This window comes from Streptomyces sp. PsTaAH-124, from assembly GCF_000373685.1.
Lineage (GTDB): Bacteria > Actinomycetota > Actinomycetes > Streptomycetales > Streptomycetaceae > Streptomyces > Streptomyces andamanensis.
Genome location: NZ_KB892191.1, coordinates 52722 through 72004, shown reverse-complemented (window position 1 = coordinate 72004; position 19283 = coordinate 52722). Strand labels below are relative to the sequence as shown.

Genomic DNA, 19283 nt, shown 5'->3' with positions numbered 1-19283 from the left:
GGACGCCGTACGCGTCCCGGCCCCGCCCCTTTCCGTACGCAGGGGCGGGCCGGACGATCACCGCACGCCCGCGGACGAGCCGTCGGGGCAGCACACTGTGCCCCCGCGGCTCTGGCGCGACGGCGCTCCGCCCGGTACCTCTGGAACCGCCCGTCCGCGCCGCGACAAGGGACTCATCCATGCCCGCCCACGCCCATGACAAGACGCCGGATCCCGCCGAGCGCTCCCCGAGGACCCGGCGCGCCCCGTCGCCCGCCGCCCGCCCCGCCACGGGGGAGCGGCCCGCGCTGCTGGCCCTCCAGCGCACCGCGGGCAACGCCGCCGTGGCCCGGATGCTGGAGGAGGCCCGGCACCAGCACTCCGATCACTGCGGCCACCGCTCCGCCCCCGACGAGGCGGCCGTCCAGCGCTCCGCCGTCGACGAGGTCCTGCGCGGTTCCGGCACGCCCCTGGCCGAGCCGGTCAGGAAGGACATGGAAGCCCGGATGGGCGCGGACTTCTCCGACGTGCGGCTGCACACCGGAGCCGACGCCCGGCGCTCCGCCGAGGCGCTCGGCGCCCGCGCCTACACCATGGGCAGCCATGTGGTCATCGGCGACGGCGGCGGCGACCGGCACACCCTCGCGCACGAACTGACCCATGTGGTCCAGCAGCGCCGGGGTCCGGTCGCGGGCACCGACAACGGCCAGGGGCTGAAGGTCTCCTCGCCCTCGGACCGTTTCGAACAGGAGGCCGAGGCCAACGCGACCCGGGTGCTCGGCGGCCCGGCCCCCGCCCACCGCCCGGCCGAGGACACGGCGGCCGCCGATCCCGGCGCCGCCCCGGCGCTCCAGCGCTCGGTCGACTACTCCAAGGGCCGCTGGTCCCAGGAGAACCTCCCGCCGGACCGCTTCGCCGAACTGCTGGAGAAGGCGGCCCCCGGCGAACAGCGCGGCGCCACCTTCGCCGTCCCCTACGCACAGCTGCTGCGCGCCCTGGAACAGTCCTCCGTCACCGTGGAGATCGACGACCAGACGTCCTACCAGGGAGCACGCGCCAAGTTCGTCATCGACGACCTGACCGCCCAGGGCGGCGTCCTGCACATCAAGCCGCCGCCCGCCGACGCCCCGGCCTCCGCGCTGCGCGAGTTCGCCGCGACGGTGGCGCACGAGATGCAGCACGCCCTGGACTCCGTCACCCGCGCCTTCAAGGCCCAGACGCCGAAGCAGACGATGAAGGAGCGGTGGATCTCCTCCGAGCTGCGCGCGTTCGGCACGGAGGCGGCGGCCGCCTTCAAACTGGCCGTGGGGGACAGCTACCCGGCCAGTGAGGGCAAGCCCAGCGCGATCATCCGGGCGCTCCCCGACAGCAGACTCTCCAGCGAGCGCAAGCAGCTCGCCCTGGAGTTCCACCAGATGGACAGCTATCTGCGGGCCGCCAAGGAGCCCCTGGGCGCCTTCGGTTCCGCGCTCTCCGTCGACGACAGCGCGCTGCTGAACCGCCTCGCCGGATATCTGCGCGTCTACGGGCTGGTCGAGGAGACCCCGACGTGCCGGACGGCGCTGGAGTGGCTGCGGTCGGCCCCCGCCGTCGAGGCGGCCGGGCTGCGCGCGGGCATCGAGCTGTTCCACGACAACCGCCCCCAGGTCGACCGCAGCCGCTGACCACCGGCCCGGACGCACGGAGGGGCCTGCCGCGACCAGCCATGGAACAGCCGGTCGCGGCAGGCCCCGCGTGCGGTGCGTGCGGTGCTACGACCGCTCGGCCGGCGGATACCCCGTCGGCGCGTCCACCGGAGCCCCGTACACCCGCATCTCGGCGGCCGCGGCGAACGGCTGGCCGTTGAGCGCGTTCAGCGCGGTGAAGCGCACAGAGGAGGCGCGCACCGGGGAGAACGAGATCCGCTGCGTCTGCGGCGAGTCGGTGAGCGTGCCGTCGGCGACGGTCTTCCACGTGGTGCCGTCGTCGGAGACGTCCACCCGGTAGCCCGCGACCCGGCCGTTCTGCCCGCCGCTCTGCCGGCCCAGATAGCCGAAGCCGTCCACGTCGGCCGGGCCGCCCAGCTTCAGCGTCACCCAGTGCGGGTAGGGCGCCTCGGACTTGGTGTAGTCGGTGTGCCAGATGGTGCCCGGGTCACCGTCCAGCACATTGGACACCGGACCCTCCGCGGCCCCCGAGGACAGGTTCTCCGAGTCGGCGCTCGCCGTCATCGAACCCGGCGAGAGGACCGGCTCGCTCGCGACCGCGGCCCGCGCGTCCGCCGAGACCGTCTTGGTGGCGCCCGCCTCGTCGTAGACGGCCGTGGCCTTCCACGCCGCCGGAGTGCCCGCGGCGCCCGCCGGAGGCGTCAGCACCCAGGTGGTGCTGACGGTCGCGCCCGGCTTCACCCGCTCGAAGCGGTTGCCGTCGCGCTCCTTGACCTGCACCGTCCAGCCCGAGGGCAGCCCCTCGAAGCGGGTGACGACGTTCGTGGCGTCGCCCTCCTCGCTGTTGGTGAAGGAGGTGACGTACTCGCCCGCCACGCCGGGGCTCAGATCGGTGCCCGCGGGGGTGGTCACGCTCGCGCAGGCCGCGCCGCCGGTGACCGGACCGAGGTCGGTGACGCGGAAGTCGTCGAGGACCAGGTCCGCTCCGGCCGCGCCGCCGAGCTTGCGCAGCCCCACCCAGGTGTCGCCGCACCCGGCGACGATCTCCTTGGAGTACGCCGTGGTGTCCAGGGCGGGGGCGAGCGTGTCCCGGCCGATGTCCCGGGCCGTGGTCTTCCCGCCCGCGATCCGGTCGGCGCCGGTCACCCAGGCCCACTGGCCGTCGAGGTTGGTCTGGTAGTCGAAGGAGACCTTGTAGCGGTGACCGGCGACGAAGGGCACCGTCGCGGGCACGGTCCGGTACACCAGACCGGTGTTCTCCTCGTGGGCCTTGAGCGAGTGGCCGCCGTCGAGGACGTCGTCCACCGCCTTGCCCTTCAGGGTGCCGGAGTTGTACGGCGAGTAGGTGTTCTTCCAGCTCTTCTGGCTGTACGGCGCGTGCAGCCGGCTGATGCTGGTGCGCGGGTCGGTGACCCCGCCAGCGTCGCCCTTCACGAAGGGGCCCCAGCCGGGCTGGTTGCCCTCGAAGTCGTCCTGGGCGACGACGGCACCGCCGGGCGCGGGCGCCGAGGTGTCGGCCATGACCCGTACGTCGTCCAGGGTGACGGGGGCGGTCCCGGCCGCCGCGCCCAGCGCGACGGTGACCTGTCCGTCCGCCGGTGCGGTGAAGGCGACCGAGGCGCGCTGCGCGTAGGTGCCCTGCTTGGCGTCGGCCGCCACGGTGTTGCGCAGCGGCGTGGTGTCGAACGCGTTGCGCGCCTGTACGCGGTGGCCGCTCGCCTCCAGGGTGACGGTGCGGCGCTGTCCGGCCGCGACCTCGACGTCGGCGCTCAGCGTGTAGCGCTTGCCCGGGGTGAGGCCCTTGACGCGCTGGGAGACGCCGGAGGCGCCGCCGGTGCCGAGTCGCAGCACGTTGTCACCGGTGTCGGTGCGGGCGAGGGCGGCGCCGCCGCGCGGGCTCCACGCCTTCAGGTTCCCGGAGTTGAAACCGGGGTCGGCCAGCAGGCCGCCCTCGCCGTAGCGGGCGTCGGTGTGCGGGGCCCGGTCGCCGTTGGGCGCGAGGACGTAGGGCTGGTCCTTGTCGCCGGTCAGCGTCACCTTCCCGCCGTGCGCGGTGATCCGCCCGGCCTTCACCCGGCCCTGGTCGGTCAGCTTGTAGAGGGTGAAGGAGCGGGTGGAGGCGAACTGCCCGGTGAGCGTGAGGGTGTGCGTACCGCCCGAGCCGCTGTAGTAGTACATCTTGTCGGCGCGGCTCGGCGAGGACGTCCCGTCGCCGCCCTTCGCCTCGCCCCAGGGCAGCAGATAGGTGTCGCCGTCGAGCACGACAGCGCCGTTCATCGACACCTGCCGCCGCCCGTCCTGGAGCGCCACCCGCACCCCGCCGCTCAGCGTGGCGGACCTGCCGAAGTCCCAGTCCATGACCTGGTAGTGCTGGAGGAACTTGGTCGGCAGGTTGTCGGTCCAGATGTTGCGGTAGAAGGCGTCGTAGTCGTCGTGGCCGGTCCAGCCCTCGAACTCCTTGACGCTGCTGCCGCCGAGCAGCGGGTCCACGTTCCACACGTCGCGGTCGGTGTTGGAGAGGAACCGGACGATGTTGGAGTTGATGCCCTTGTTGGTGACGCCGCCGTAGTTCTTGTCGCTCGCCCAGTGCGACCACACCGAGTCGCCCTCGAACTTGTACGCCCACTCGGTGGCGACCTCGAAGCCCATCTTCCGTAGCTGCGCGGCGAGTCCGTCGGCCAGCCAGCCGCTGGAGTAGTAGGCGTCGATGTAGACGGTCCTGATGCCGGGCGCCTCCTTGCGGAGCTGCTTGAACCGGTCGATGATCGCGCCGCTGCCCAGGTCGGTGCGCTGGTCGATGTGGTACGACTGGTTCAGCCAGTCCCAGCCGTTGACCTGGCCCTTGACCAGGGCCTCGCTGAAGGTCTTGGCCTGCGGGTAGGCCTCGGTGGCGTTCACGTGCACGGCGATGTCGGCGTTGTAGCCGGCGCCGGTGCGGGTGAGCTTGTTCAGGTCGGTGAGGCCGCCCGCCCGGTCGTTGTAGTTGCCGCCGTAGTCGGGGTGCGCCGAGTCGTGGCCCTCGTCGGCGTAGCCCTTCTCCAGCACCCACTGGCCCAGGTCGTCCGTGGCCAGGGAGATCCGCTTGACGTTGTCGAGCGTCTTCAGGAACGGATTGGTGGCCTGGCTGGCGAAGTTGAACGGGATGTGCTGCACGACCCGTTCGGGCACGCGCTCCGCGCCGAGCGGACGGGTCATGCGGGCGCGGTAGGCGATGGCGCCGTCCTGCCAGTCCACCTGTCCGTCGCCGTTGGCGTCGGCGGCGAGCACGACGGTGGCCTGCGGCAGCGCGTACGTCTTCACCCGCGCGTCGGTGGCGCCCCGGGGGGCGTAGGTGTAGGTGCCGACGGACAGCTCCGCGCGGCGGGCGCCGTTCCCGGCGTCCACGATCCGCGACTTCAGACGGTTGTTGCCGTTGTCGTTGTTGTCCTGCGCGGAGTCGTCGGTGGCGTTGGTGAGGATCCCGGCGGCCAGGGCGCCGTTGCTGACGAAGCCGTAGGGGGTGCCGACGGCCGCCTTGTCCGGGGCGGTGTCCGCGGTGATCGGCAGGAACTGGTCCGCCGTGGTGGTCGAGTCCGTCGAGATCCTGGTGCGCGCCAGGGTGGCGTGGGCCGCGGAGGAGTCGACCGAGACGAGCGACTGGTCCGGGATCGCCAGCTGGTCGACGGTGGACGCGGCGGGGCCGGTGATGCTCTTGACCGCGAAGACGACGGTCTTCCGGTCGGTGACGGTGATCGTCGAGGTGATGGTGAGGCCGGGCAGGTCGGCGAAGGTGGAGGTGTAGACGGCCTGGGCGCGGTACGCCTTCATGGTCGTGGTGGCGGTGTGCGCCGTGCCGTTGACCGTGAAGGTGTCCAGCACCCGCGCCTGGCCGCCGAGCGTCCTGCCGCCCATCGTGTACGAGATGACCTGGGGGAACTCCTTGGCCACCCGGACGGTCAGGCCCGCGGCGCTGAGGGTGACCGGGGTGGCCGGGTTCTCGGGGGAGGCGGGGGCGGCCGGGGCCGGCGGCCGGTCCGGGCCCGCGTGGGCCGGCAGGGCGCCGGCCGACAGCGTGCCCAGGGCGATGAGCGCGGCGGTCGCGGCGGCGGCACCGGATCTGGGCCGGCCGGTGCGCCGGGAGCGCCGGGAGTGGTGCAGGGGCATGGGATCCACCTGGGAGCTTCCTCGTGACTCTGAGACGGGGGGTGAGGAAGACAGTAAGGGAAAGTTATCGATAACAATAGATCTCGGCACCGATCAATCGCCTTGGCTCGCGGGGAAGATGAGGCGGGTGCTATCGATAACAGATGGCGGCGTCCGGGCCGCTCCGGCAGGCTCGGCGTGCGCCGGCAGCAGGCGGCAGGCGGCCCACCGAGGGACCTGCGCGTCTACGGGTTCAACGGATACGAGGGCGGCGGCGCGCGCCCCCGGCGGATCCACGCGGGCCGACCACGCGCCCTGTTGACGCCGCGCACCGCGCCCTGCTCTGCTGGCGCGGTCACCGGACCCGCACGGCAAGGGAGTCGCGCATGGCACTCGCTGGACGGCGTCCCGGCTCCGTGCTGGTCGTGCAGCACACCGAGCGGGGCGGACCGGGCCGCGTCGGTGCCTGGCTGCGTGCGGCCGGACTCGGTCTGGAGGTCCGGCACCCCTGGGCCGGGGAGGCTCTGCCCGCGGCTCTGGACGGGCGACCGCTGCTGGTGCTCGGCGGTGGCTTCCTCCCGGACGACGACGAGCGCGCCCCCTGGCTCCCGGCGACCCGGCACCTGGTGGCCGAGGCGCTGGCCGACGGCACACCGATGCTGGGGATCTGCCTCGGCGGACAGATGCTGGCCCAGGTCGCGGGCGGCACGGTGCGCGCCGCGCACGGCACGCCCGAGTACGGCAGCACCACCGTCCGGCTGCGCCCCGAGGCCGCAGCCGACCCGCTCCTCGCGGGACTCGGCGAGACGGTGCCCGCGATCGAGCGGCATGTCGACGCCATCACTCGACTCCCGCCCCGGGCGGTCTGGCTGGCGGCCAGTGACGACTGCCCCCATCAGGCGTTCCGGGTGGGGGAGCGGGCCTGGGGCGTGCAGTTCCACCCGGAGGCGGACGCCGCCGCCGTCGCCGCGTGGGACCGGGCGTACCTGGCCGAGCGCGGCGTCGACGCGGACCGGCTGCACGCGCGGGCCGTGGCCGACGAGGCGGCGTCGGCCGCCGCCTGGTCCGTGTTCACCCGGCGGTTCGCGCGGGTGTGCCGCGCCTGACCGGACCCGCGCGAGCGGCCCCGCCGCGCCCGGACGGCATCGCCGGACCAGGGGCGCGGCCCCGGGGACGGCGGTTCCGTCACCGGCCCGGCGACGGGCTAGGGTTCTACGGTGCCGACGTACAGCATTGGCCAGGCCGCGCGCCTGCTGAGGGTGAGCCCGGAGACCGTGCGGCGGTGGGCCGACGCGGGCCGGCTGCCGATGGGCCGGGACGGCGCGGGGAACCGGGTGATCGACGGCGTGGGCCTCGCCCGGCTGGCCGAGGAGCGCGCCGCCGAGGACGCGCGGGATGCGGCGGTGGGCCCGGCGACCTCCGTGCGCAACGCCTTCACCGGCATCGTCACCGCGCTCGTCGCCGACGACGTCGTGGCCCGGGTGGTGGTCCAGGCGGGCCCGCACCAGGTCGTGTCCCTGGTGACCCGGGAGGCGGTGGACGAACTGGACCTGGCGGTCGGGGTCACGGTCGTCGCGCGGGTGAAGTCGACGAGCGTGCACGTCGACCGGTCCTAGCCGCTCCGGTCTCCTCCGGCGTCCCGGCGGGCCGGGCGGCCGGCGCCCCGTCCGGACCCGTACGGCACAGCAGCGCCGCCCACAGGTCCAGCCGGTCGCGGAGGCTGGACAGGTCGCGGCCGGTGAAGTGCTCGATGCGCCCGATGCGGTAGTGCACCGTGTTGACGTGCAGGTGCAGGGCCTCGGCGGTACGCGCCCAGGAACCGTCGTGGGCGAGGAACACCTCCAGCGTGCGCAGCAGCGCGACGGAGGCGTCCGCGGGGCCGAGCAGCGGCCCGAGGACCGTACGGCTGTAGGCGGTGCGCACCTCGGCCGGTATGCCGGTCAGGAGCGAGCCGAGCGTGGTCAGGGCGCGGGCGTCGGTCAGCCCGGAGGCGTCCGGTGCGCTCGTGCGGGCGGACGCCAGGGCGTAGCGGGCCTCGGCCAGGGCCCCGGGCAGCCCTGCCGCCTCGGCGGTGGGCGCGGCGAGGCCGCCGTGCAGGAGGCCCGGATCGCAGCCGGCCACCCGGGGCCAGACCTCGGCCAGCGCGGCGGCGGTCTCCTCGGGGAGTACCGCGAAGGCGCTCCCGTCGGGCAGCCGGCCCACGGCGGCGCACGCGGGCACCGGCTGCCCCGCCGCCTCCAGCGCCCCGGCCACCGCCTCCGACAGCGCGCTCTCGGCGGCCCCCGGGTGCCGGGCGCCGGTGCCGGCCACGACCAGGCGGTACGGTCCGCGCTCCGGCAGTCCGCAGGCCCGCAGGGCGGCGGGCAGGTCCCCGGACTCCGGGGCGGCCAGCACCCGGCCGAGCCCGGCCGCCGCGTCCCGCTCGGCGGCCCGGCGGGCGGCCAGCGCCTCCTGGCAGCGGCCCAGGACCGTGGTGATCTCGTGCAGCAGCCGCGGCGGCGCGGCGACCGCGTCCGGCAGATGCAGCCACCAGCGCTCGTACCCGCCGACCGCGTCGGCGTCCGCCTCCACCGGCACCGTCGCGCCGTTGCCGCTCCCGGGCAGGGCGGCGGCCTCGCGCGGCGGGAGCGGGACGGCGCCCGGCGTGGCGGCCACCGTGCGGCCCGCCGCGGTGAGGACGTAGGCCGGGGCCGCGTCCAGTTGCGCGAAGGCGGCCGTGAGCACCGCGGCGGGCCCCTCGCCCTGGGCGACGAGCCGGTCCAGCCGGTCGCGCACATGCTCGGGCAGGGCCCGGTGGCGGCCCAGCTCGCCCCACTGCCGCAGGTACACCGTGTCGGTGATCGCGCGGAACATCACATGCGCCGGCACCCCGGCCACCGGCAGCCCGTGCCGCGCGCACGCCTCCACCAGCTCGCCGGGGACCAGCCCGTGGGTCTCCTCACCGGCCAGCAGCGCAGCGGCGCCCGCGTCCTTCAGCCCGGAGACGAAACGTTCTGCCTTGCCCTTGCCGCCGTCCGCGCTCCACCAGACGAGCCCGCTGAGCACCACCTCGTCGGGCCGCACGAAACGGGCGGGGTCCTCCAGATCCGTGACGGTGACCCCGCTGATCTCCCGCCGCAGCAGCGGGTCCTCGGCCCAGAGCAGGCGCAGACCGAGGGACTCGTCCTCCAGGAGGTGTTCGACGTGCATGTGCTCCTGCTCCTCGTACGCCTGCCGGATGGGGGTGCCTGACACCCGGCATCTCACATTCACCAGGTGCCTGCGAGTCATCGCATGGTAAATGCCAGACGACACCAGCGGAATGCCTCTTGGAGGATCACCCAGACAACAAGGCGGCGCCGCGGTGTTTTCCGTGCTCCGGACCAGTCGTCCCAGGCCCCTGTGGCTTGCTTCACTGCCGCCATGGACCTCAACACGGTGACGGAGATACGCGACGCCCGGCACCCGGCGCCCTGGCGGCCGGGCGACGCCTGGCTGGGCGGCGGCACCTACCTGTTCTCCGAACCGCAGCCGCACCTGCGCCGCCTGGTCGACCTCAGCCGCACCGGCTGGACCCCCGTGCACCGGCATCCGGACGGTGCGCTGGAGATCGCCGCCACCTGCACCATCGCCACGCTCTCCCGGTACGCGAAGACGCTCCCGGACCCGGCGGCGCCCCTGTTCGAGCAGTGCTGCCGGGCGTTCCTCGCCTCCTTCAAGATCTGGAACATGGCCACCGTCGGCGGCAACCTCTGCAACGCGCTGCCGGCCGGCCCGATGACCTCCCTCACTGCCGCGCTCGACGGCGAGTGCCTGCTGCTCGCCCAGGACGGCACCCGGCGGCGGCGCCCCGTCACCGGCTTCGTGACCGGCGCGGGACGCAAGGACCTCGCCGAGGGCGAACTGCTGCGCTCGGTCACCCTGCCCGCCCGTTCCCTGGCCTGCCGCACGGCCTTCCGGCAGGCGTCCCTGTACGGCCTCGGCCGCTCCGGTGTCCTGGTCATCGGCGCCCTGGACCCGCTCGACGGCTCCCTCGCCGTCACCGTCACCGCGTCCACCGTCCGCCCGGTCCGGCTGTGGTTCCCGCTGCCGCCGACCGCGGCGGCCCTGCGCGGGGCGATCGGCTCGGCCGTCGCCGACGACGAGTGGTTCGACGACATCCACGGCCTGCCCGCGTGGCGGCGCCACATGACGTTCCGGTACGCGGAGGAGATCCGCCGGGAACTGGGAGAGGCGGCACGATGAGGATCGACGTCAACGGACGGCACCACGAGGAGGAGCCCCGGCCCGGCCAGTGCCTGCGCACCTATCTGCGCGAGCGCGGCTGGTTCGGTGTCAAGAAGGGCTGCGACGCCGGGGACTGCGGCGCCTGCACCGTCCACGTCGACGGCAGGCCGGTCCACAGCTGTCTGTACCCGGCCTTCCGCGCCGACGGCGCCGCCGTCACCACCGTCGAGGGCCTCGCCTCGCCCGAGGGTGACCTCCACCCCGTGCAGCAGCGGTTCCTGGACGCCCAGGGCTTCCAGTGCGGCTTCTGCACCGCCGGATTCCTGATGACCACGGCCGCCCTGGACGAGGACAAGCTCGCCGACCTGCCCCGCGCCTTCAAGGGCAACCTGTGCCGTTGCACCGGCTACCGCGCCATCGAGGACGCCGTACGCGGCGTACGGAACGTGGAGGCCCCGGCGCCCGGCGAGGCCGTCGGACGCAGCCTGCCCGCCCCCGCCGGACCGCAGGTCGTGACGGGCACCGCCCGCTACACCTTCGACATCACCGTGCCCGGACTGCTGCACATGAAGCTGCTGCGCTCCCCGCACGCCCACGCCCGCATCACCGCGATCGACACCTCCGCCGCGCTGCGCGTGCCCGGCGTCCACGCGGTGCTCACCCACCACGACGCCCCCGAACGGCACTTCTCCACCGCCCGCCACGAACACCCCGAGGAGGACCCGGACGACACCCGTGTCCTGGACGACACCGTCCGGTACATCGGCCAGCGGGTCGCCGCCGTCGTCGCCGACAGCGAGGCCGCCGCCGAGGAGGGCTGCCGCCGGGTGGAGGTGACCTACGAGGTCCTCCCGGCCGTCCTCGACCCGGAGGAGGCCATGCGGCCGGGCGCACCCGTCGTGCACGACAAGGACGCCGCGACGGCACGCATCGCCCGCCCCCGGGACAACGTGGTCGGCGAGGCGCACGGCGAGATCGGCGACGTCGAGGCGGGCTTCGCCGCGGCGGACGCCGTCCACGAGGCCACCTACCGCACCCAGCGCGCCCAGCACGCCAGCCTGGAGACCCACGGCGCCGTCGCCTGGATCGACGAGGACGGCCGGCTCACCGTCCGCACCAGCTCCCAGACCCCCTTCCTCACCCGCCGCGCCCTGTGCGCCCTGTACGACCTGCCGCCCGAACAGGTGCGGGTCGTCGCGGGCCGGGTCGGCGGCGGCTTCGGCGGCAAGCAGGAGATGCTCGTCGAGGACATCGTCGCCCTGGCCGTGCTCCGGCTGCGCCGCCCGGTGAAACTGGAGTACACCCGCGCCGAGCAGTTCTACGGCGCCACCACCCGGCACCCGTTCACCGTCCACGTCAAGGCGGGCGCCCGCCGCGACGGCACCCTCACCGCGCTGCGGCTGCGCGTCGTGGCCGACACCGGCGCGTACGGCAACCACGGCCCGGCCGTGATGTTCCACAGCGTCGGCGAGTCCCTGGCGGTCTACCGCGCCCCGCACAAGAAGGTCGACGCCTACTCGGTGTACACGCACACCGTCCCGGCGGGCGCCTTCCGCGGCTACGGACTCGGCCAGGTGATGTTCGCCGTCGAGTCGGCCCTGGACGAACTCGCCCGGCTGCTCGGCATCGACCCGCTGGAGTTCAAGGCCCGCAACATCATCGGACCCGGCGAGGCCATGGTCACCCCCGGCGGCCACGAGGAGGACCTGCACATCGCCAGCTACGGCCTCGACCAGTGCGTCGCCGTCGTCCGGCGGGCCCAGGCGGAGACCGGGGCCGGACAGCCCGCCCCCGACGGCTGGCTGGTCGGCGAGGGCACCGCCCTGGCGATGATCGCCACCGGTCCGCCCGGCGGCCACCTCGCCGACGCCCGCGCCTGCCTGCTCCCCGACGGCACCTTCGACCTGGCCGTGGGCACGGCGGAGTTCGGCAACGGCACCACGACCGTGCACCGGCAGATCGCCGCGGGCGAACTGGGCACCACCGTCGAGCGCATCACCGTCCGCCAGTCCGACACGGACGTCGTACGCCACGACACCGGAGCCTTCGCCTCCACCGGCACCGTGGTCGCGGGCAAGGCCACCCTGCGCGCCGCCCGCGCCCTCGCCGACCTGCTCCTCGACTTCGCCGCCGCCCAGCTGCGCGTGCCGCGCGCCGACTGCCGGCTCACCGAGGAGGCCGTGGCCCACCCCGGCGGACTGCTCCCGCTCAAGGAGCTGTACGAGAGCGCCCGCGCGGTCGGCGTCGAGTGCGCCGCCGACGGCCACTTCGGCGGCACCCCGCGCTCGGTCGCCTTCAACGCGCAGTGGTTCAAGGTCGCCGTCGACCCCGGCACCGGAGAGATCCGCATCCTGCGCAGCGTGCACGCGGCCGACGCCGGACAGGTCATGAACCCGATGCAGTGCCGCGGCCAGGTCGAGGGCGGCGTCGCCCAGGCGCTCGGCGCCACCCTCTTCGAGAACGTCCGCATCGACGGGCGCGGCGCGGTGGAGACGGCCGCCTTCCGCCGCTACCGGCTGCCCCAGTACGCCGATGTGCCACGCACCGAGGTGCACTTCATGGAGACCGCCGACACCATCGGCCCGCTGGGCGCCAAGTCGATGAGCGAGAGCCCGTTCAACCCGGTCGCCCCCGCCTTCGCCAACGCGCTGCGCGACGCCACCGGCGTCCGCTTCACCGAACTCCCGCTGACCCGCGACCGGGTGTGGCTGGCGCTGCACCAGCGGGGTGTGCGCTGACCGGCCGCCGGTGACCGGCCGGCCGCACTCCGGCGGGCCGGCCGGGTGCGCACCGGCGGGACCGGTTCACGCCGGTGCGCACGGCGCACTGCGCGTGGTCACAGGCGCCCCATGAGGACTCCGCACGCTCTACCGGCGCTCGCGGACGGAGTAAATGATGAGCACACCGCGCACGAACCAGGCGATCCGCACCCCTGCCCGCACGGCAGGCGGACCTGCGGCGGAAGGAGCCCATGGTGTTGCTTCTCATCTCCCCGGACAGCGTCGAGGAGGCCCTCGACTGTGCGAAGGCCGCCGAACACCTCGACATCGTCGACGTCAAGAAGCCCGATGAGGGCTCGCTGGGCGCCAACTACCCCTGGGTCATCAGAGAGATCCGCGAGGCGGTCCCGGCCGGCAAGCCGGTCTCCGCCACGGTGGGCGACGTGCCCTACAAGCCCGGCACGGTGGCCCAGGCGGCGCTCGGCGCGGTCGTCTCCGGAGCCACGTACATCAAGGTCGGGCTCTACGGCTGCACCACGCCCCAGCAGGCCGTCGAGGTGATGCGCGGGGTGGTGCGGGCGGTGAAGGACCACCGTCCCGAGGCGCTCGTCGTCGCCTCGGGCTACGCGGACGCTCACCGGATCGGCTGCGTCAACCCGCTCGCCCTGCCCGACATCGCCGCCCGCTCCGGCGCCGACGCGGCCATGCTGGACACCGCGATCAAGGACGGCAGCAGGCTGTTCGACCACGTCCCGCCGGACGTCTGCGCCGAGTTCGTACGGCTCGCGCACGACATGGGTCTGCTCGCCGCCCTCGCCGGTAGCGTCAAACAGGCCGACCTCGGTCCGCTCACCCGGATCGGCACGGACATCGTGGGGGTGCGCGGCGCGGTCTGCGAGGGCGGCGACCGCACCGCAGGAAGGATTCAGCCGCATCTGGTGGCCGCCTTCCGGGCGGAGATGGAGCGGCAGGCCCGGGAGCACGCCGCCGCCGTCCCCGCCGCGAACTGACCCCGGCATGCCGGACCTCCGAGCCGACACCGTCCCGAGACACCGGGCCGGGGCTCTCGCCGTCCTCGACCCCGCCACCGGCGAGACCGTCGACGAAGCCCCCGACCAGCACCCCGACGAGCTGGACGCCGTCGTCGGCCGCGCCCACCGGGCCTGGCCCGGCTGGCGCTCCGACGCCGCGGCCCGCACCACCGCGCTGCGCGCGGCGGCCGACGCCGTCGAGGCGGCGGCCGACGACCTCGCCCGGCTGCTCACCCGCGAACAGGGCAAGCCCCTGGCCGAGTCGTACGCGGAGACCACCCGCACCGCGGCCCGCCTGCGCTACTTCGCCGGCCTGGCCCCCAGGACCCGGCAGATCACCGACGGCCGGCCGGTGCACAGCGAGATCCGCTGGCGCCCGCTGGGACCGGTCGCCGCGATCGTGCCGTGGAACTTCCCGCTCCAGCTCGCGGCGGCGAAGTTCGCGCCCGCGCTGGCCGCCGGGAACACCGTCGTCCTCAAGCCCTCCCCGTTCACCCCGCTCGCCACCTCGCTGCTGGGCTCCGTCCTCGCCGGTGCGCTGCCCGAGGACGTCCTGACCGTCGTCACCGGACGCGAACCCCTCGGCGCCCGCCTCGTCTCCCACCCGGGCATCCGCCACGTCACCTTCACCGGTTCGGTGCCCACCGGACGGGCCGTCGCCGAGGGCGCGGCGGCCTCCCTGGCCCGGGTCACCCTGGAACTGGGCGGCAACGACGCGGCCGTCCTGCTCGACGACGCCGACGTGGACGGCCTCGCCGACCGGCTGTTCTGGGCCGCGTTCCGCAACTGCGGGCAGGTCTGCATGGCCGTCAAGCGCGTCTACGCACCGGCCCGCATCCACTCCCGGGTGGTCGAGGCCCTCGCCGAGCGCGCGAAGAGCGTCGTCGTCGGCCCCGGCCTCGACCCGGACACCCGGCTGGGCCCGGTCAACAACGCCCCGCAGCTGGCCCGCGTCGAGGAGGTCACCCGGCGGGCCCTGGCGGACGGCGCCCGCGCCGCGGCGGGCGGCCACCGGCTGGAGGGCCCCGGGCACTTCTTCGCCCCCACCGTCCTCACCGACGTCCCGCCCGGCAGCCCGGTCGTCACCGAGGAGCAGTTCGGCCCGGTCCTGCCGGTGCTGCCGTACCGCGACCTGGACGAGGCCGTCGAGGCGGCCAACTCCACCGGCTACGGACTGGGCGGCTCGGTGTGGGGCACCGACCTCGACCGGGCCGAGGCGGTGGCCGACCGCCTCGAATGCGGCACCGCCTGGATCAACCACCACGCCGAACTCTCCCTCGCCCAGCCCTTCGCGGGCATCAAGGACAGCGGCGTCGGCGTCGCGGGCGGACCGTGGGGGCTCTACGGAAACCTCCGGCCGTTCGTCGTCCACCGCCCGCGGGAGGACGCCCGATGAGGATCCAGGCGGCCGTACTGCGCTCCTGCGACGCCCCGTTCACCGTCGAGGAGGTGGACCTGCGGGAGGAGCCCGGCGCGGGCGAGATCCTGGTCGAGATCGCGGGCAGCGGCATGTGCCGGACCGATCTGGCGGTCCGCCGCTCGGCCGGGCGCAGCCCGCTGCCCGCGGTCCTCGGCCACGAGGGGGCCGGGGTGGTGGTCCGCACCGGCGGCGGCCCGGACACCGAGATCGGCGTCGGCGACCACGTCGTCCTCAGCTTCGACTCCTGCGGGCACTGCCGCAGCTGCCGGGCCGCCGCCCCCGCCTACTGCGACTCCTTCGCCGCCCTCAACCTCTTCGGCGGACGCAAGGAGGACACCCCCCGGCTCACCGACGCGGCCGGGGGAGCGCTGGCCCCGCGCTGGTTCGGCCAGTCCTCGTTCGCCCGGTACGCGCTCGTGTCGGCCCGCAACGCCGTCCGGGTCGACCCCGCGCTGCCCCTCGAACTGCTCGGCCCGCTCGGCTGCGGCTTCCTCACCGGCGCCGGAGCCGTGCTGAACACCTTCCGTACCAGCCCCGGCGACACCCTCGCGGTGTACGGCGCCGGAGCGGTCGGCCTGGCCGCGGTGATGGCGGCCACCGCCGCCGGCGCGCTGACCGTGGCCGTCGACCGGCACCCCGGGCGGCTGGCCCTCGCCGAGCGGTTCGGCGCGCTCGCGCTGCACGCCGACACGCCCGGCCTGCCCGAACGGATCCGGCGGCTCACCGACGGCGGCGCGCGGTACGCGCTCGACACCACGGCCGCGCCACCGCTCATCAACGACGCGCTCCGGGCCCTGCGCCCCACCGGCGTCCTCGGCCTGGTGGCGCGGCTGCACACCGCGCTGCCGCTGGAGACGGGCACGCTGGACCGGGGCCGCTCCGTCCGGCACATCTGCGAGGGGGACGCCGTACCGGCACTGCTGATCCCCCGGCTCACCACACTCTGGCAGGCCGGGCGGTTCCCCTTCGACCAGCTGATCCGCACCTACCCGCTGACCGCCGTCAACGACGCCGAACGCGACTGCGAGGCGGGCCGGGTGGTCAAACCCGTCCTGCTCCCCGAGGGAAGAGGCCGATGAGCCAGGCACGCAGCACCGCGGACTCACCCGGTCCGCGCCCGTATCCGACCGCCCGGCACCTCACGGTCGCCGCTCCCGCCCACGGAGGAGACATGACCGGCACGGCGCCGCAGCACACCCGACCGGAGGAGACCCGGGAGACCGAGGGCGTGGACGGGGGAGTGGGCCTGACCGCCCTCCTGGTCGCCGCCGCACGGGCCATCGAGACCCACCGCGACGACAGCCTGGCCCAGGACGTCCACGCGGAGCACTTCGTGCGCGCCGCACCCGCGTGCGCCGACTGGCCGGTGCGCATCGAGCAGGTCCCGGACGGCGACGGCAATCCGCTGTGGGGCCGCTTCGCCCGCTACTTCGGGCTGCGCACCCGGGTCCTCGACGACTTCCTCCTCGGCGCGGTCCGCACCGGCGCCCGCCAGGTGGTCCTGCTCGGCGCGGGCCTGGACACCCGCGCCTACCGGCTGGAGTGGCCGTCCGGCTGCGTGGTCTACGAGATCGACCGGGACGGCGTCCTCGCCTTCAAGCACCGGGTGCTCGCGGAACTCTCGGCCACCGCGCGGGCCGAGCGCGTCCCCGTTCCGGTCGACCTGCGCGGCGACTGGGTCACCGCGCTGACCGGCGCCGGGTTCGACCCGGCCGCACCGACCGCCTGGCTCGCCGAGGGCCTGCTGTTCTACCTGCCGGCCCCCGCCGAGACCTATCTCGTGGACACGGTGGACCGGCTCAGCGCCCGGGGCAGCGCACTGGCCTTCGAGGCCAAACTGGAGAAGGACCTGCTGGACTACCGCGACAGCGCCATCTACACGGCGACGAGGCAGCAGATCGGCATCGACCTGCTCCAGCTCTTCGACAAGGGACCGCGCCCCGACTCCGCGGGCCGCCTCGCCGCCACGGGCTGGTCCACCGCGACGCACACCCCCTTCGACTTCACCCGTCGGCACGGCCGCGGCCCGCTCCCCGAGCCGAACGACGCGCTGGAGGGCAACCGGTGGGTGTTCGCGCACCGGACGCGGGAGTGACGTCCACCGGGCGGCCCGTCACGGTACGGCCCGGTACGCCGCCGCCCGGGGTCAGCGGTGCCCGTCACCACGGGCGGAGCACAGCGCGTGGTCGACGAGACGGGTGACGTCCTGGATCTGCCGTACGGCGCTCTCCTCGGCACCGGGCCGGCTGTGCAGCACCACGGTGACGGAGGCCCGCCCGTCGGCGGTCGCGGCGGGCCACACCAGATAGCCGAACCCGTCGCCGCTGTGCCCCCAGGAGCCGCCCCCGCAGGACAGCGGGATCCGTTCCAGACCGAGACCGTAGCGCGTACCGGGCGGTGAGCCGTGACCGGGCGGAACCTCGACCGTGCGCCGCATCTCGGCCAGTTGCGCGGGCGCCAGCAGCTCGCCGCGCGCCAGCGCCCGGAAGAACCGTCCGGTGTCCGCCGCCGTGCTCACCATCGACCCGTCGGCGTCCCCGTCGAAGGGCAGATAGGCGACCGTGGTGTCGGTCAGCGCCCCGCCCGGCTCGAACTGCTGGTAGTCGCGGGCGTGCGGAGCGGGCAGGAACGGCCGGTCGCCGGGGGCGAAGGTGTGCCCGAGCCGCAGCGGACGCACGATCCTGGCCCGTACCTCCTGCTCCCAGGTACGGCCCGTGACCGCCTGGATCACCATGCCCGCGAGGACGTAGTTCGTGTTGGAGTACGCCCAGCCCCGGCCGGGCGCGAAGAGCGGCGGGTGCCGCAGGGCGAACGCGACGCGCTCCGCGGAGGTGTACGTGGTCCAGCGGTGCGCGCGGTACCCGGCCGCGCTCAGCTCCGGCACCACGTCACCGACGTAGTCGGGCAGCCCGCTGGTGTGCTGGAGCAGCTCGCGCAGGCTGATCCGGCGCCCGTCGCCGCCATGGCCGCGGACCACGCCCGGCAGCCACCGCTCCACCGGATCGTCCAGCGACACCCGCCCCTCGCCGACGAGTTGGAGCAGCACGGTCGCCACGAACGTCTTCGTGGTGCTGCCGATCCGCACATACCCGTCCGGAGGTACGGGCCGCCCTGTACGGAGATCACCCACCCCGCTGCGCGCGGTGGTCGTCCCCCGCGGTGTCTCCAGCCGGACCGACACCCCTGTGACACCGTCGGCGTGCAGTGTGTCGGTGTCCCGCTGGAGCACGGACGTCCGCGCGGTGGTCGCCGCTCCCGCCTGCGCCGGCACCAGCGGGGCGAGGGAGAGCAGGGCGAGGACGGTCGCGATACGGAAGGGGGCCCTGGGGCGGGCGGTACGGAAGGGGGCTCTCGGGCGGGTGGTCGGCATGCGGGCAGCCTAGGAACGGCCGGGGCGGCCGGACCATCCTGCCAGCGGGAGGTTCGGGGGTCGGGTTGTCCACAGGACGGGGCCACCGCCGCGTCGGCCGTCCTCAGTGCGGACCGGCCGGACCCGTACGGCTCGGGGCCCCGGCGTCCACGGTGACGGAGACGACCCCGTCGACACCCCGGCACAGCCGCTCGATCACCGGTACGAGGCTCGGTTCCGGCACGGACCCCGTGAGCGCGGCCCGGCCGTCCTCCACCGTGACCGTGAAGTCGTCCGGTGCGAGCCCCAGCGTGCGCACGAGGACGTCCGAGGCGATCTCCTCACGGATCGCCTCGTCGCGGCGCAGGAAGATCCGCAGGAGGTCGCCCCGGCTGACGATCCCGGCCAGGACGCCCCTCTCGTCCACCACGGGCAGGCGTTTGACCCGGTGGGCGTCCATCGTGCGCGCGGCCTCGACCACGCTCCACCCGGGACGGGCGCACACCGGGGGAGCGGTCATCACCTCCGCCGCGACGGCACCCTCCGACGCCTCGTCAGCGAGGTCGGAGGCGCGCTGCGGGAGCAGTCCCGCCGGGTCGGGGCGGCCGGCCACCCGGTGCAGCAGATCGGCCTCCGACACCACGCCCAGCGGGTGGCCGAGGTCGTCGACGACGGGGACGGCGCTCACGTCGTGGTCGGCCAGGGTCCGCGCCACGTCCTTGAACGAGGTGTCCCGCCGTACCCGGACGACGTCCTGCGTCATGAGGTCTTCGACCGTTCGGTGCTGCATGTTCTCTCTCCTCGGATCCT

General features: G+C 74.5%; 13 protein-coding genes. 9 read left to right on the top strand and 4 right to left on the bottom strand.

The annotated features are described in order from the left end of the window. The first annotated feature begins 179 nt into the window (after positions 1–179). Positions 180–1643, top strand: a complete 1464-nt coding sequence (locus B086_RS42115; RefSeq protein ID WP_018569726.1) for a DUF4157 domain-containing protein — start codon at positions 180–182, stop codon at positions 1641–1643. Positions 1644–1730: 87 nt separating this feature from the next. Here the strand turns inward: B086_RS42115 and B086_RS0127890 are convergent, their stop codons facing one another. Then, complete coding sequence (locus B086_RS0127890; RefSeq protein WP_018569725.1) at positions 1731–5768, bottom strand: endo-alpha-N-acetylgalactosaminidase family protein; 4038 nt, start codon at positions 5766–5768, stop codon at positions 1731–1733. 365 nt (positions 5769–6133) lie between these two features. Between B086_RS0127890 and B086_RS0127885 the strand changes: the two genes are divergently transcribed. Together B086_RS0127885 and B086_RS0127880 are read left to right on the top strand one after the other, a co-directional pair. Further along, a complete protein-coding gene (locus tag B086_RS0127885) occupies positions 6134–6853 on the top strand; it encodes a type 1 glutamine amidotransferase (RefSeq protein WP_018569724.1) in 720 nt (239 codons plus the stop codon). Between the two features lie 111 nt (positions 6854–6964). Then, the gene (locus tag B086_RS0127880; protein WP_026252837.1) at positions 6965–7363 is read left to right on the top strand and encodes a TOBE domain-containing protein; all 399 of its coding nucleotides are present in this window, start codon (positions 6965–6967) and stop codon (positions 7361–7363) included. Here the strand turns inward: B086_RS0127880 and B086_RS0127875 are convergent. Continuing rightward, positions 7311–8936 carry a PucR family transcriptional regulator gene (locus B086_RS0127875; protein ID WP_051115943.1) on the bottom strand — a complete coding sequence of 542 codons (1626 nt, stop codon included), beginning with the start codon at positions 8934–8936 and terminating at the stop codon, positions 7311–7313. The two genes, B086_RS0127880 and B086_RS0127875, sit on opposite strands and share 53 nt — an antisense overlap. A 213-nt stretch (positions 8937–9149) precedes the next feature. On the opposite strand from B086_RS0127875, the gene B086_RS0127870 reads away from it, so the two are divergent. The 6 genes from B086_RS0127870 (at position 9150) to B086_RS0127845 (ending at position 17219) form a co-directional block, all read left to right on the top strand. Further along, the gene (locus B086_RS0127870) at positions 9150–9971 is read left to right on the top strand and encodes an FAD binding domain-containing protein (RefSeq protein ID WP_018569721.1); all 822 of its coding nucleotides are present in this window, start codon (positions 9150–9152) and stop codon (positions 9969–9971) included. Next, positions 9968–12691: a molybdopterin-dependent oxidoreductase gene (locus B086_RS0127865; RefSeq protein WP_018569720.1), complete on the top strand. Its 2724-nt coding sequence runs from the start codon at positions 9968–9970 to the stop codon at positions 12689–12691. Before B086_RS0127870 ends, B086_RS0127865 begins: the two co-directional genes overlap by 4 nt. Before the next feature lie 236 nt (positions 12692–12927). Continuing rightward, positions 12928–13683 carry a (5-formylfuran-3-yl)methyl phosphate synthase gene (locus tag B086_RS0127860; RefSeq protein WP_026252835.1) on the top strand — a complete coding sequence of 252 codons (756 nt, stop codon included), beginning with the start codon at positions 12928–12930 and terminating at the stop codon, positions 13681–13683. 7 nt (positions 13684–13690) lie between these two features. Beyond that, positions 13691–15100 carry an aldehyde dehydrogenase family protein gene (locus B086_RS0127855; RefSeq protein WP_018569718.1) on the top strand — a complete coding sequence of 470 codons (1410 nt, stop codon included), beginning with the start codon at positions 13691–13693 and terminating at the stop codon, positions 15098–15100. Beyond that, positions 15097–16203 carry an NAD(P)-dependent alcohol dehydrogenase gene (locus B086_RS0127850; protein WP_018569717.1) on the top strand — a complete coding sequence of 369 codons (1107 nt, stop codon included), beginning with the start codon at positions 15097–15099 and terminating at the stop codon, positions 16201–16203. Before B086_RS0127855 ends, B086_RS0127850 begins: the two co-directional genes overlap by 4 nt. A gap of 92 nt (positions 16204–16295) precedes the next feature. Then, positions 16296–17219, top strand: a complete 924-nt coding sequence (locus tag B086_RS0127845) for a class I SAM-dependent methyltransferase (protein ID WP_026252834.1) — start codon at positions 16296–16298, stop codon at positions 17217–17219. A gap of 51 nt (positions 17220–17270) precedes the next feature. On the opposite strand, the gene B086_RS41020 is transcribed toward B086_RS0127845, so the two are convergent. Both B086_RS41020 and B086_RS0127835 read right to left on the bottom strand, forming a co-directional pair. Continuing rightward, the gene (locus B086_RS41020; RefSeq protein WP_018569715.1) at positions 17271–18494 is read right to left on the bottom strand and encodes a serine hydrolase domain-containing protein; all 1224 of its coding nucleotides are present in this window, start codon (positions 18492–18494) and stop codon (positions 17271–17273) included. Between the two features lie 103 nt (positions 18495–18597). Next, entirely contained in the window at positions 18598–19263 is a 666-nt protein-coding gene (locus B086_RS0127835) for a CBS domain-containing protein (protein ID WP_018569714.1), read from the bottom strand. Positions 19264–19283 lie beyond the last annotated feature (20 nt).

Coding starts and splice junctions, on each gene's coding strand:
- B086_RS0127890 (WP_018569725.1), bottom strand. CDS start 5,768: ATGCCCCTGCACCACTCCCGGCGCTCCCGGCGCACCGGCCGGCCCAGA.
- B086_RS0127875 (WP_051115943.1), bottom strand. CDS start 8,936: ATGCACGTCGAACACCTCCTGGAGGACGAGTCCCTCGGTCTGCGCCTG.
- B086_RS41020 (WP_018569715.1), bottom strand. CDS start 18,494: ATGCCGACCACCCGCCCGAGAGCCCCCTTCCGTACCGCCCGCCCCAGG.
- B086_RS0127845 (WP_026252834.1), top strand. CDS start 16,296: ATGACCGGCACGGCGCCGCAGCACACCCGACCGGAGGAGACCCGGGAG.
- B086_RS0127850 (WP_018569717.1), top strand. CDS start 15,097: ATGAGGATCCAGGCGGCCGTACTGCGCTCCTGCGACGCCCCGTTCACC.
- B086_RS0127865 (WP_018569720.1), top strand. CDS start 9,968: ATGAGGATCGACGTCAACGGACGGCACCACGAGGAGGAGCCCCGGCCC.
- B086_RS0127835 (WP_018569714.1), bottom strand. CDS start 19,263: ATGCAGCACCGAACGGTCGAAGACCTCATGACGCAGGACGTCGTCCGG.
- B086_RS0127855 (WP_018569718.1), top strand. CDS start 13,691: ATGCCGGACCTCCGAGCCGACACCGTCCCGAGACACCGGGCCGGGGCT.
- B086_RS0127870 (WP_018569721.1), top strand. CDS start 9,150: ATGGACCTCAACACGGTGACGGAGATACGCGACGCCCGGCACCCGGCG.
- B086_RS0127885 (WP_018569724.1), top strand. CDS start 6,134: ATGGCACTCGCTGGACGGCGTCCCGGCTCCGTGCTGGTCGTGCAGCAC.
- B086_RS42115 (WP_018569726.1), top strand. CDS start 180: ATGCCCGCCCACGCCCATGACAAGACGCCGGATCCCGCCGAGCGCTCC.